Annotated in this window: 10 protein-coding genes and 1 pseudogene; 5 read left to right on the forward strand and 6 right to left on the reverse strand. The window is 72.0% G+C overall.

Annotated elements, in window-relative coordinates; genetic code table 11:
- The 5 genes from Sfulv_RS05975 to Sfulv_RS05995 all read right to left on the reverse strand — a co-directional run bounded on the left by Sfulv_RS05975 (position 1) and on the right by Sfulv_RS05995 (position 7,153).
- Positions 1-1,017 (reverse strand): TerC family protein, encoded by a 1,017-nt coding sequence (locus Sfulv_RS05975; RefSeq protein ID WP_173312382.1) that lies wholly within the window; start codon positions 1,015-1,017, stop codon positions 1-3.
- Positions 1,018-1,278: 261 nt separating this feature from the next.
- Entirely contained in the window at positions 1,279-3,216 is a 1,938-nt protein-coding gene (locus tag Sfulv_RS05980; RefSeq protein ID WP_173312385.1) for a TerD family protein, read from the reverse strand.
- 155 nt (positions 3,217-3,371) lie between these two features.
- A complete protein-coding gene (locus Sfulv_RS05985; RefSeq protein ID WP_173317615.1) occupies positions 3,372-3,974 on the reverse strand; it encodes a TerD family protein in 603 nt (200 codons plus the stop codon).
- A 146-nt stretch (positions 3,975-4,120) separates the two neighbouring features.
- On the reverse strand, positions 4,121-6,250 hold the full coding sequence (gene uvrB / locus Sfulv_RS05990; protein WP_173312388.1) for an excinuclease ABC subunit UvrB: 2,130 nt from the start codon (positions 6,248-6,250) through the stop codon (positions 4,121-4,123).
- 39 nt (positions 6,251-6,289) lie between these two features.
- Positions 6,290-7,153 (reverse strand): MHYT domain-containing protein, encoded by an 864-nt coding sequence (locus tag Sfulv_RS05995; RefSeq protein ID WP_173312391.1) that lies wholly within the window; start codon positions 7,151-7,153, stop codon positions 6,290-6,292.
- 214 nt (positions 7,154-7,367) lie between these two features.
- On the opposite strand from Sfulv_RS05995, the pseudogene Sfulv_RS06000 reads away from it, so the two are divergent.
- From Sfulv_RS06000 to Sfulv_RS06020, 5 genes and pseudogenes are all read left to right on the forward strand, one after another.
- Positions 7,368-8,245: pseudogene (locus tag Sfulv_RS06000) on the forward strand (glycerophosphodiester phosphodiesterase).
- Between the two features lie 69 nt (positions 8,246-8,314).
- Entirely contained in the window at positions 8,315-8,863 is a 549-nt protein-coding gene (locus Sfulv_RS06005) for a methylated-DNA--[protein]-cysteine S-methyltransferase (RefSeq protein WP_173312393.1), read from the forward strand.
- Positions 8,864-8,938: 75 nt separating this feature from the next.
- Positions 8,939-10,285: an MFS transporter gene (locus tag Sfulv_RS06010; protein ID WP_173312396.1), complete on the forward strand. Its 1,347-nt coding sequence runs from the start codon at positions 8,939-8,941 to the stop codon at positions 10,283-10,285.
- Between the two features lie 156 nt (positions 10,286-10,441).
- Positions 10,442-11,392, forward strand: coding sequence for a pseudouridine-5'-phosphate glycosidase (locus Sfulv_RS06015; RefSeq protein ID WP_173312398.1), 951 nt, complete (start codon positions 10,442-10,444; stop codon positions 11,390-11,392).
- Entirely contained in the window at positions 11,389-12,282 is an 894-nt protein-coding gene (locus tag Sfulv_RS06020) for a carbohydrate kinase family protein (RefSeq protein WP_173312402.1), read from the forward strand. Before Sfulv_RS06015 ends, Sfulv_RS06020 begins: the two co-directional genes overlap by 4 nt.
- On the opposite strand, the gene Sfulv_RS06025 is transcribed toward Sfulv_RS06020, so the two are convergent.
- Positions 12,279-12,923 carry a nucleoside/nucleotide kinase family protein gene (locus Sfulv_RS06025; RefSeq protein WP_173312405.1) on the reverse strand — a complete coding sequence of 215 codons (645 nt, stop codon included), beginning with the start codon at positions 12,921-12,923 and terminating at the stop codon, positions 12,279-12,281. The genes Sfulv_RS06020 and Sfulv_RS06025 overlap by 4 nt on opposite strands.
- Positions 12,924-12,956: the final 33 nt, after the last annotated feature.

The following is a 12,956-nucleotide window of genomic DNA, read 5'->3' on the forward strand; positions in this document are numbered from 1 at the left end:
TCAGGCGTCGATGCTCTTGGTGTCCTCGCCGGCGGACCCGGCCGTCGTGGACGACTGCTCGGCCTCTTCCGCCGCCGTCTGCTTCTTGTTGGCGATCAGGCTGGTGATCGTGGTGATCACCAGGACGCCGCAGATGAAGGTCAGCGAGAACGGGATGGAGATCTCGGGGACGTGCAGCCCGGACTCGTGGAGCGCGTGCAGCACGAGCTTGACCCCGATGAAGCCGAGGATCACCGACAGCCCGTAGCTGAGGTGGACCAGCTTCTTCAGCAGACCGCCGATGAGGAAGTACAGCTGGCGCAGACCCATCAGGGCGAAGGCGTTGGCGGTGAAGACGATGTACGGGTCCTGGGTCAGACCGAAGATCGCGGGGATGGAGTCCAGCGCGAACAGCACGTCGGTGGTGCCGATGGCGAGCATGACCACCATCAGCGGGGTCAGGACACGCTTGCCGTTCACCTGGATGAAGAGCTTGGTGCCGTGGTACCTGTCGGCCACGCCGAAGCGTCGCTCGACGGACTTGAGCAGCCGGTTCTCCTCGAACTCCTCGTCCTCCTCGCCGGCCCGCGCCTCCTGGATGAGCTTCCAGGCGGTGTAGATGAGGAACGCGCCGAAGATGTAGAAGACCCACGAGAAGTTCTCGATGACCGCGGCACCGGCGGCGATGAATATCGCCCGCAGGACCAGGGCGATCAGTACACCGATGAGCAGCACGCGCTGCTGGAGGTGCGAGGGCACCGAGAACTTCGCCATGATCAGGACGAAGACGAAGAGGTTGTCGACACTCAGCGACTTCTCGGTGATGAATCCGGCGAAGAACTCGCCCGATGCCTGGCTCTCGCCGAACACGAGCAGGCCGAGCCCGAAGAGCACGGCCAGCGCGATCCAGACGACCGTCCAGATCCCGGCTTCCTTGGTCGACACGTCATGGGGCTTGCGCCCGATGAAGAAGTCGACTGCGATCAAAGCACTCAGACCGAAAATGGTCAGTGCCCAAAGGGTCCATGAAACGTCCACTGCGCCTCCGGCAGTTCGCTACGGCTACTGATCAGCGTCGTCGCTGCCGGAGGTCTCTTCCACCGGAACGCGCGGGGTGCGCGGCCGGCCGGCGCCCCGGGACCGGTCACAGTCCGTACTGACGGGAACGTCGCGTATGGGAGTACTCCCCTCCGTGCAAAGAACAGTACAGGAAATCCCAAGAGAAGGTAAAGAAAAGGGTAAAGACGTCCCTAGGCAGCAGGTCAGGCGGGGTGCGCGCGGACTGGTCCCGCGCCCCGGTCAGCGGCCCCCGGTCCGGCGTGCCTCCGCGACCCTGGCGAGCACCTGATCCAGCACCCGGCTGCCCGGGGGCAGGGCCGGCGGTTCGTACGTCCACGCGTGACCGACCCAGGGATCAGCGAGGTGGTCGTCGGCGACGGGGGTGATCCGCAGGAGCGAGCGCCACAGCGGGTCGAGCACCGGACCGTACGCGGAGGCATCCGCCCGGTCCGCCACCATCAGCAGGTGGACACCGACCGAGGGGCCCTCGTCGGCGAGATAGCGCAGCTGGGTGACGGCCCGGTCGTCGAAGCCGTACGGGAAGTCGTTCACGATCAGCAGCTGCTCACCGGTGTCCAGGTCCGGCGGGAGCGAGTCGGCGGCGCCCGCCCGGACGGCCATCTGCACCAGGTCGACGCGCCGTGTCAGGTGGTCGAGGACCGAGGCCACTCCCCCGGGGCCGGCGGCGGGCGCCCCGGCCAGGACCCCCGGCCGCACCAGGGGCGCAAGCGCCGCGGCGCCGGAGCCCGCCGGGTCGATGACGTGCACGGAGAACTGGCCGGCGGGGTGGACGGCGAGCATGCGGGCCGCGTGCAGCACGGCTGTCTCCATGGCGCGAGCGCGCAGCCGGCCGGATTCCGTCGACGCCGCCTCGGAGGCGGTACGTCCGCTGTCGACCCAGATACCGCGCTCCAGGGGCAGCCGTACGAGCAGGGGGATGCGCAGCTCGGTGGCCTCCGGCAGGTGGAGGTCGCCGACGCGCAGGGCCATGGGCATCTCCATGGGGACCTGGTAGGCGTGCCAGACGGGGTCGGCCCAGCCGGCGTACGCGGCGGGGAGCGCGGGTTCGACGACGGCGGCCTCGGCGGCGAGCTGGGCGAGGTCCCGGTCGAGGGCCTCACGGGCCCTGGACGTCAGTTCGTCGCGCTCGGCGCGGGCGGTCCCGCGAGCCCGGTCGCCCGCGCCGCCGATCCGGTTGCGGGGGTCGGAGAGGGCGCGGTCGAGCTCCTGGTCCATACGGGACTCCGCGAAGCCGACCGCGCTGCGGTACGCGGCGGTGGCACGGGCCAGATCCTCGAACATGCCCCAGATCTGGTTGTAGAGGCGCTCGTCCATGGACCAGCCGGTGGCGTCACCGGCCACCGGCGGCGCCGGTGAGCCGGGCGGGGCGGACGGCGCGGCGGGAGGGGGCGCAGGAGGCGCGGTGGTCCTGCGCGGGTGGGCGTAGTCGATGGGGCCGCCCGCCGGGGGCGCCGGGGCGGGGCCGGCGACGGGCGGACCGGACAGCGGCTCCGGGAGGACGGGCGCGGCGGGATGCTGCCCACCGTCCGGGGACGGCGCGGGGCCCACTCCGTGGCGGACGCGGTCGCCTTCGGGTGTGCGGGGCGGCGGCGCCACCGAGCGGGCCAGGCCGCCGGTCACCGTCTCCTGGATGGAGGCCGCCAGCTCGGCCGCCCGTGCCACTCCCTGGTCGGCGAGCATCTCGGCGAGCCCGGCCGCGTACCCCTGGCCGACGGCGCGGACCTTCCAGACGCCCTGGCGGCGGTAGAGCTCAAGGGCGGTGACGGCGGACTCGGCGTCCAGGCCGGTGAGGGTGAACGTGGCGATCTCGGTGCCGTCGAGCCCGGTGACCGCGACGAAGGGCGCGGCGACGGAGCCGAACCTCAGCGGACCGCCCGACCCGGTGGGAAGGGCCAGCAGCACGGTGACGCGGTGCACCGAGCCGGGCAGCGCGTCCAGGTCGACGGCGAGCCGGTGATCGGCCGCGGCCTGCCTGGACACCTCAAGGCCGGGCAGCTGGGGCGATCCGGGGTGGGCGATCCACTCGGCCCCCCGCACCGTGCCCTGTTCGTCTTGGAGGGTGGCACCGGCCACGACGGGTGAGCCCGCCGACACCCGGATCTCCAGACGGGTCTGGGGCAAGGTGTGGTTCTGCCCCCGGACCAGCTCGGCCGTCATTGCCCTGTCCCCTCGACGATGCGTCGTTGCCGTACGTGCCGTGCCGCCGTGCGTCGCGTGGTGCTGCTGCCTCGCGCGGCCGGTATGAGGGGCAGCTCCCGGCGGCGGATGCCTCCGGGAGCTGCTCGTACCGATGTGTGCCGGTCCTGCGATGCCTACAGGTGCGGCAGGATCGAGGGCATCAGATCCTGGAAGGTGCGGCCGTTGGCCGGGTTCCCGAGAGCGGTCATCTGCCACCCGCTTCCCGCGCGGTGCACCTTCGCCATGATCTGGGCGGTGTACTGCCCCCCGCCGTCGAGCGTGTAGCGCGCGAGCTCCTGGCCGTTGGTCTCGTCGACGATGCGGCAGAAGGCGTTCTGCACCTCCTGGAACGTCTGGCCGGTGAACGAGTTCACCGTGAAGACGATCTGGTCGATGTGGACCGGGACGCGCTGGAGGTCCACGAGGATGGCCTCGTCGTCCCCGCCCGAGCCGGCGCCGCCCACGAGGTTGTCACCGGTGTGCTTGACCGAACCGTCGTCGCTGACCAGGTGGCGGAAGAACACGACGTCGACCGGCTGCTTGTCGGCGAACAGCACCGCCGAGGCGTCGAGGTCGATCTCCCGGGTCCGCGAGCCGAACAGGCCGCGGCGCGGAGCCGCCTGCCAGCCGAGCCCCATCCGCACCGCGGTGAGGACTCCCCCGCCGCGCTTCTCCAGGCTGATGGCCTGCCCCTTGGTCAGATTGACGCCAGGGCCCCGGGCGCATTGCCCTTGGATACGTCCACCACGCGCTGTCCCCTCTCAGAGTGTCCCCGCGACCACCCGTGGGCGCGGTTGCCTCGCACCCTACGCAGTGGCACCGACAGCACAGGAGGGGCCGGAGGCTTTTGTGTCGGTCCTGCAACACAGCGAGGGCCCCGCTGTCAGGCGAGCCCCGCCTCCCTCATCTGTCGCAGCTCCTTCTTCAGCTCGCCCACCTCGTCGCGCAGCCGTGCGGCCACCTCGAACTGGAGATCAGCGGCGGCAGCCCTCATCCGGTCGGTCATCTCCTCGATGATGCCGGCGAGTTCCGTCGCGGGCCGGTCGGTGACGACCGCTCCCTCCGGCTTGGCCCTGCCCGCCTTGGCGCCCTTGGCCGCCTTGCCGCCGAGTGCGGGGACGGGTGTCTTGGCGCCCTTCGCCTGGCGGTAGCCGGAGCCGAGGAGCTGTTCCGTGTCGATCTCCTCGCGGGCGATGGTCGCGACGATGTCGTTGATCTTCTTGCGCAGCGGCTGGGGGTCGATACCGCGCTCGGTGTTGTAGGCGACCTGCTTCTCGCGGCGGCGGTTGGTCTCGTCGATGGCCTGCGCCATGGCCGGGGTGATCTTGTCCGCGTACATGTGGACCTGCCCCGACACGTTGCGCGCCGCACGCCCGATGGTCTGGATCAGCGAGGTGCTGGAGCGCAGGAAGCCCTGCTTGTCGGCGTCGAGGATGGCGACGAGCGACACCTCGGGCAGGTCGAGTCCCTCGCGCAGGAGGTTGATCCCGACCAGGACGTCGTACTCACCGGAGCGCAGCTCGCGCAGCAGCTCGATGCGGCGCAGGGTGTCGACGTCGCTGTGGAGGTAGCGGACCTGGATGCCGAGCTCCAGGAAGTAGTCGGTGAGGTCCTCGGACATCTTCTTGGTGAGGGTGGTGACCAGGACCCGCTCGTCCCGCTCGGTGCGCTCGCGGATCTCGTGCACCAGGTCGTCGATCTGGCCCTCGGTGGGCTTGACGACGATCTCCGGGTCGATGAGGCCGGTCGGGCGGATGATCTGCTCCACGAACCCGTCGCCGCGCGAGAGCTCGTACTTGCCGGGGGTGGCGGAGAGGTAGACCGTCTGGTCGATCCGGCCGAGGAACTCCTCCCATTTCAGCGGACGGTTGTCGAGAGCGGAGGGCAGCCGGAAGCCGTGGTCCACGAGGGTCCGCTTGCGGGAGGCGTCGCCCTCGTACATCGCGCCGATCTGGGGCACCGTGACGTGCGACTCGTCGAGCACCAGGAGGAAGTCCTCGGGGAAGTAGTCGAGGAGGGTGTTCGGGGCGGTGCCGGGCGCGCGGTCGTCGAAGTGCATCGAGTAGTTCTCCACGCCGGAACAGGTGCCGATCTGGCGGAGCATCTCGATGTCGTACGTGGTGCGCATCCGCAGCCGCTGGGCCTCCAGCATCTTGCCCTGCTTGTCCAGCTCGGCGAGGCGCTGCTCCAGCTCCCGCTCGATGCCCGTCACCGCCTTCTCCATGCGCTCCGGGCCCGCGACGTAGTGGCTGGCGGGGAAGACGTGGAGGGACCGGTCCTCGCTGATGACCTCGCCGGTCAGCGGGTGGAGGGTGGAGAGCGCCTCGATCTCGTCACCGAACATCTCGATGCGTACGGCGAGCTCCTCGTAGACCGGGAAGATCTCGATGGTGTCGCCCCGCACCCGGAAGGTGCCGCGGGTGAACGCCAGGTCGTTGCGGGTGTACTGGATCTCGACGAAACGGCGCAGCAGCTGGTCGCGGTCGATCTCGTCGCCGACCTTGAGCTGGACCATCCGGTCCACGTACTCCTGGGGGGTGCCGAGGCCGTAGATGCAGGAGACGGACGCCACCACGACGACGTCGCGCCGGGTGAGCAGCGAGTTCGTCGCGGAGTGGCGCAACCGCTCGACCTCCTCGTTGATCGAGGAGTCCTTCTCGATGTAGGTGTCCGACTGCGGTACGTACGCCTCGGGCTGGTAGTAGTCGTAGTACGAGACGAAGTACTCGACGGCGTTGTTGGGCAGGAGCTCGCGGAACTCGTTGGCGAGCTGGGCCGCGAGCGTCTTGTTGGGCGCCATCACCAGGGTGGGGCGCTGCAGCTTCTCGATCATCCAGGCGGTGGTCGCCGACTTGCCGGTGCCGGTCGCGCCGAGCAGGACGACGTCCTTCTCACCCGCGCGGATACGCCGCTCCAGATCCGCGATGGCCGCGGGCTGGTCGCCGCTGGGCTGGTAGGGACTGACGACCTCGAAAGGCGCCACCGAACGTTCGATCTTCGAAACGGGCCGCATGCAACCACCGTACGACCCGCCACTGACAACGGGGCCGGATCACCGGTTCCACGGCGGCTGGGAGGCCCGTCGCGCGGGTGCGCGGCAGGACGTCCGCGCATGCCCGCGCTGAACGGTGACGGCGGGCTGCCGGCCCGTCCCGGGGGCGGCCCGGCCGGGGGCGGCGCCCATGACCACCCGGGGATCGAACATCACGATCACCCCGGCGAGCAGCAGGAAGCAGAACGGGCCGAGGAGCATCGGGACGAGCAGCGAGGTGGGTTCGTCGCCGCCCGGCGCCGAACCGGTACCCGCCGCGGGGTGGAGGTGCACGCTGAGCGCGGCCATGCCCGTGTAGTGCATGCCGCTCACCGCGACGCCCATCACCACGCTCGCGCCGAGACCGGGCAGGAAGCCGTGGACGGAGACGGCCGCCCAGAGCGCCGCCGTCGCGGCGACCACGGCGATGACGACGGAGAGGGCGACCGTGACCGTGTCGTACGCGAACTGGCCCTGGAACCGCATTCCGGCCATGCCGAGGTAGTGCATGGACGCGATCCCGAGGCCCATGATGATGCCGCCGGTGATCAGTGCCATGCGGGTCGCTCCGCGGTACCCGACAATGAAGATGCCGATGCCGACCATCACCACCGCCAGGGCCAGACTCGCGAAGGTGAGGGGCTTGTCGTAGCCGACCGGGGCCTCCCGGACGGTGAAGCCCGTCATCGCGACGAAGTGCATCGTCCATATGCCGGAGCCTATGGAGGTGGCACCCAGCGCCAGCCAGCCCGCCCTGAAGGAGCGCTCGCTCCGCAACGACCGGGTCGTACACCGCAGCCCCAGGGCGGCGCCGAGGCACGCCATGAGGAACGCCACGACCGGGGTGACCAGCCCGTAGCTGAATCCGTCGACTGTGCCCTGCATGCTCGTCAGCCCTTCGCGGAAGCCCGGGTCCGGGGTGCCCCGAAAGGACGGGGGCGCCAGGCAAACATAGGAATCGCATGGTATCGGCACGGAATGCCGCCCGCGATCCGGTACCGAAGCTTCCGTTCACGTCGTGGCCATCGCCGCCCTGCTCTCCGTTGGTGGTCGGCTGCCACGCTCGAAGTGTCCGCACCCCTGACCGCGAGGAGAACCCGTGTCCGTACGCACCGTAACCCTCTCGACGACTGTCGCCGCTCTGCTCGGCGGCAGCGCCCTGCTGATGCCCGCCGCCCAGACGCAGGCCGCCGCCGGGACGCACGACGCCCCGGTCGTCTTCGCGCACCGGGGCGCCTCCGCGTACGCCCGGAGAACACGCTGGCCGCCATCGACGCGGCGGACGATCTGGACATCGACTGGGTCGAGAACGACGTGCAGCGCACGCGGGACGGCGTCCTGGTCGTCATGCACGACACGACCCTCAAGCGGACCACCGACGCCGAGGAGCTCTTCCCCGGCCGCGCGCCCTGGGCGGTCAAGGACTTCACGGCCGCGGAGGTGGCGCGGCTGGACGCGGGCAGCTGGTTCGGGGCGGCGTACGCCGGGGCCCGGGTCCCGACGCTGGAGCAGTATCTGCACCGGGTCGAGCGCAACCACCAGAGTCTCCTCCTGGAGATCAAGGCCCCGGAGACCTACCCGGGCATCGAGCAGGACACCCTTCGCGTCCTGCGCGGCGCGGGCTGGCTCGACCGCCACCACGTCAAGCACAAGCTGATCATCCAGAGCTTCGGCGCGGAGAGCGTCAAGCGGGTGCACGCACAGCGCCCGGACGTCGTCACCGGCTTCCTGGGGACCCCGGCCGTGGCGGATCTGCCGTCGTACGGGGCGTTCACCGACCAGATCAACCCGCCCCACGCCACGCTCAGCGCCGACTACGTGGCCGCCGTGCAGAGCGTCAAGGGCGCGCACGGCAAGCCGCTCCAGGTGAACACCTGGACGGTCAACGACGCGGCGACCGCTGCCAGGGTCGCCGGTTACGGCGTCGACGGCATCATCACCAACCATCCCGACGTGGTGCGGGACGCCACCCGCTGACGCGGCGGGCGGACCGGCGGACGGACCGGCCGGCCGGCGTTGTCAGTGCCCGGCCGTACGGTGGTCGGCATGAGGAGTACCGAGCGGGATGTGCAGTGGTCCGCAGTTGCGAGCGACATCGGACCGCTGCTGCTTGTCGCGACCGGCACGGGGCTGGTGAGCGTGGTCTTCCACGCCCGTCCGGCGGTGCGGGAGAAGGCGCTCGGGGCGCTGGGGGCGCGGCTCGGTTCGGTGCCCGTGCAGGCCCCGCCCGGTTCCGCCAGGCTGACCGAGCCGATACGCCAGTTCGCGGCGTACTTCGCGGGTGAGCTGCGGGCGTTCGCGCTGGAGCTGGACTGGTCGCTGACGTCCGGCTTCAACCGCGAGGTGCTGCGGGAGCTCGCGTCCGGAGTGCCCTACGGGTCCGTCGTCGGATACGGGGAGCTGGCGGGACGGGTGGGGCAGCCGGGGGCCGCCCAGGCCGTGGGGGTGGCCATGGGTTCCAACCCGCTGCCGGTGGTGGTGCCGTGCCACCGGGTCGTGGAGAGCGGCGGAGGGCTCGGTGGCTTCGGCGGCGGGCTGGAGACCAAGCGGCAGTTGCTCGCGCTCGAAGGCGTCCTGCCCCAGCCGCTGTTCTGAGGGACGGCCGGCGGACCGGGACCGGGGCACCCGAAACCGGTTTCGCACCCGTGTGCGAGCTGCCAGACTGCGCCGGTGAACAAGGCCCTCCCCGCGTCCCCCGTCACGGTCGCCGATCTGCCCGCCCTGCAGCGCCGGACGTCAGCCGTCCTGATCGCCAGTCAGATACTCGGCGGCCTCGGCGTGCCCATCGGCATCGCCCTGGCCCCGGTCCTCGCGACGGAGGTGAGCGGGTCCGAGGCCCTGTCCGGCCTCGCCCCCACCGCCTCGGTGGCCGGCACGGCACTGCTGTCTCTGCCGCTCGCCGCGCTGATGGCCTCCCGGGGACGCCGCCCCGGCCTCGTACTCGCCTACCTGATCGGTGCGGTCGGCGCGAGCCTCGTGGTGCTCGCCACCGTCGTCGACAACTTCCCGCTGCTGCTCGGAATGGCCGGTTTCGGGGCCGGTTCCTCCGCCGGTCTCCAGGCCAGGTTCGCCGCCGCCGACCTGGCGGAGCCGGACCGGCGCGGCCGGGCGATCTCCACCGTCATCTGGGCCACCACGATCGGCTCGGTCCTCGGCCCCAACATCGCGGCGCCCGCGGGCCGGGCGTTCCACGGCACCGCCGTACCGGAGACAGCCGGCCCGTTCGTGTGGGCGGCGGCGGTCTTCCTGCTCACGGGGCTCGTCGTCGCGGTGCTGCTGCGCCCCGACCCGCTGCTCACCGCGCGGGCGATGGCCCCCGCGGGCAGCCAGACCGCGGCGAACCGCTCGCTGCGCGCGGGCCTCGCCGCGGTACGCGCCTCTCCGATGGCCCGGCTCGCGCTGGTGACCGTTGCGGTGTCCCACACGGCCATGGTCTCGATCATGGTGATGACCCCCGTCCACCTCGGCCACCACGGTGCGGACCTCCAGCTGATCGGCCTGGTGATCAGCGGGCACATCGCGGGCATGTACGCGTTCTCGCCCGTGATGGGCTGGCTGGCCGACCGGTTCGGCCGGCTGTCCGTCATCGGCCTGGCGGTCGGCCTGCTGTCATGTGCCGCGCTGCTGGCCGGCACGGCGGGTGCCGGCCACAGCCGGACGGCGGCCGGTCTCTTCCTGCTCGGGCTCGGCTGGTCGGCCGGTCTGGTGGCCGGCTCCGCGCTGCTCACCGACTCCGTACCGCAGCCCGCCCGCGCCGCGGTGCAAGGGCTGTCGGACCTGACCATGAACTCCGCGGCGGGCATCGGCGGCGCGGTCGCCGGAGTGATCGTGGCCCACTGGAGCTACAGCTGGCTGAACGTGACCGGCGCCTGCCTGCTGCTGCCGCTGGCCGCGCTCGCCCTGCGGAGGGTCTTCACCGGGCCGTCCGCCGCGGCGGACGGAGCGCCGGACAGTGCTGCGACCGGGCCGGCGGGCGGGGCGTCCGTCGCCGCGGAAACCCCGGACGTCCGCCCCTGACCGCGCTTGGCTACGGCGTCCGGGATATGCACGGCGAAGGATGCGGGAGCCCGGTCAGGTGCCGTCATGGCCGGTCACTTTGGCGAGCGGTCTCTCAGGGCAGCCCTGAGCTCCTGCCGTGGTTTGCGGCCGTCCCCCGCGCGACAGGGATGGGGCATGCCACTCAACACACCGGAGCACCCGCCCCAGGACCGCGCCCGGCGTTACGAACCGGTGCTCTCCACGGAGGTCCTGGACGCCGTCGCGGCCCGGCGTCCAGTCGTCGCCCTGGAATCGACGATCATCGCGCACGGCCTTCCGCGCCCCCGTAACCTGCGGGTGGCCCTGGAACTGGAGGAGCTCGTACGCTCCTCCGGCGCCGTCCCCGCGACGATCGCCGTCCTGGACGGGCGGGCCCATATCGGCCTGGACCGGGCCCGGTTGGAACGGGTCGCCGGCGAACCGTCGATGCGGAAGCTGGGGCACCGGGACCTCGCGCCCGCGCTGGCGACGGGCGCGAGCGGGGCGACGACGGTGTCCGCCACCGCCTTCCTGGCCGCCCGGGCGGGGCTGCGGGTGTTCGCGACCGGAGGACTCGGCGGCGTGCACCGGGAGTGGGCCGACACCCAGGACGAGTCGGCGGATCTGCGGCTCCTCGCGCGTACCGGCATCACGGTGGTGTGTGCCGGGGTGAAGTCGGTCCTGGACGTTCCGGCCACGCTCCAACGCCTGGAGACACTCGGGGTCGGCGTGCTCGGTTTCGGCACCGCGCACTTCCCCGGCTTCTACCTCAGCAGTTCCGGCGAGCCCGTCGACTGGACGGTGCGCACCGCCGAGGAGGTGGCGGAGGTGATGCGGGCCCGGGAGGCGCTCGGACCACCGGAGGCGGCGCTGATCGTCGCCAACCCCGTGCCCGAGGAGGACCAGTTGGACCCTGCCGTCCACGACCGGGTGCTGGCCGACGCGCTCGCCGCGTGCCGGGAGCACGGCATCGCGGGACAGGCCGTCACGCCCTTCCTGCTCGACCATCTGACGCGGCACACCGAGGGCGCCTCCCTGGAGGCCAACGTGGCCGCCGTGCGCGGGAACGTGGTTCTGGCCGCCCGGATCGCGAGGGCGGCACGGTGAGCGGCGGCCTTCTCGTCGTCGGGGACGTGGTCACGGACGTGGTGGTGCGGCACGGCCCGGCGCCGGTCCGGGGGACGGACACGGCGGCGCGGATCAGCACACTGCCCGGCGGTGCCGGTGCCAACGTCGCGTGCTGGGCGGTGCGTTCGGGCTGCCGTGAGGTGCGTCTGCTCGCGCGGGCGGGCGCGGACGCGGCGGCCTGGCACCGGGAGAGCCTGCTGCGCGCCGGGGTGCGGGCCGAACTGGCCGTGGACGACGAGGTGGGGACCGCCACCGTGGTCGCGCTCGTGGACGGCGGTGGAGAGCGCACCTTCCTCACCGACAGCGGCGCGGGGCTGCGGCTGTCTCCTGCCGACTGGTCGCCTGCGCTGCTCGACGGCGTCGGCCACCTCCACCTCTCCGGCTATCTCCTGTTCGCGCCGACGAGCCGGGCCACCGCCCTGCTCGCCCTGCGGGAGGCGCGGCAGCGGGGCATCCCGGTGAGCGTGGACCCCGCCTCCGCCGGTTTCCTCGCCCGGCTCGGCGTCGGCCGTTTCCTGGCCGCCGTGCGGGGAGTGGACGTGCTGCTGCCGAACGAGGACGAGGCGTGCCTGCTGACGGCTCTGCCGGAACCGGCCGACGCGGCGGCGAAGCTGAGCCGGCACGCTCCTCTGGCCGTGGTCACGCTCGGCGACCGGGGCGCCCTGCTGGCCGTCGCGGGAGCGGTGACCGCACGCGTCGCCGCGGTGCCGGTCCGTGAGCCGGTCGACTCCACCGGTGCGGGCGACGCCTTCACCGGCGGTTTCCTCGCGGCCCGTCTCGCCGGGGCGGACGAAACGGAGGCCGCCGCCGCGGCCTGCCGGGCAGGCGCCGAAGCCGTCACGGTCGTCGGCGGGCGTCCGGCGGTCTAGCAGCCCTCCGGCCGGGACCACGCCGGGTGGAGCGGGTCGTCCGCCCGTACGACCACGTCCGCACGGTCGGCGGGCGTCACCTCCTCCTCGTACCGCGCGAAAGCGGGCAGGGTCCACAGCCCGCTCTCCTCCGTGCGGCGGCGCAGCGCACCCGGCGAGAGCCGCACATGGACGCTCAGGTCGAAGGGGAACCAGTGCCCGAGCAGGAACGGGCCGTCCACCACGACCACCCCGCCCTCCGGAAGGAGGTGGTACGGGCTCCTCGTGGCGCGGTCCCTCACCGGGTCCCACAGGTCGGGCAGCACCCGCCCGCTGCCGCCCGCCTCCAGCGGCGTGAACACCTCGCGCCACAGCGCTCCCGTGTCGAACCAGCCGTCGAAGTACGAGTCGGGGTCCTCCTTGCCGTACTCGTACCGCAGGCTCGCCGGGCGCAGGAAACCGCTGGTGGAGATCGTGAGCACCGAGCGGCCCCGGCCTCTCAGCGCGACCGCGAGCCGCTCGGCGAGTTCACCGGTGCGGGCGGCCGGGGCTCCGTCGACGCCGATCCTGAGCCACGGCCCGCCGTCGGCGGGCTTCAGCGCGTCCGCGCGCACGGTGAGGGCTTCGGCCAGCCGGTCCCAGGTGATCGGTTCGAGTCGCACCGCTCCATCATCCCCCGGCCGCCGCACGGCCGT

This window comes from Streptomyces fulvorobeus (genome assembly GCF_013167895.1).
Classification (GTDB): Bacteria; Actinomycetota; Actinomycetes; order Streptomycetales; family Streptomycetaceae; genus Streptomyces; species Streptomyces fulvorobeus.

Coding starts and splice junctions, on each gene's coding strand:
- Sfulv_RS06015 (WP_173312398.1), top strand. CDS start 10,442: ATGCCACTCAACACACCGGAGCACCCGCCCCAGGACCGCGCCCGGCGT.
- Sfulv_RS06005 (WP_173312393.1), top strand. CDS start 8,315: ATGAGGAGTACCGAGCGGGATGTGCAGTGGTCCGCAGTTGCGAGCGAC.
- uvrB (WP_173312388.1), bottom strand. CDS start 6,250: ATGCGGCCCGTTTCGAAGATCGAACGTTCGGTGGCGCCTTTCGAGGTC.
- Sfulv_RS05995 (WP_173312391.1), bottom strand. CDS start 7,153: ATGCAGGGCACAGTCGACGGATTCAGCTACGGGCTGGTCACCCCGGTC.
- Sfulv_RS05980 (WP_173312385.1), bottom strand. CDS start 3,216: ATGACGGCCGAGCTGGTCCGGGGGCAGAACCACACCTTGCCCCAGACC.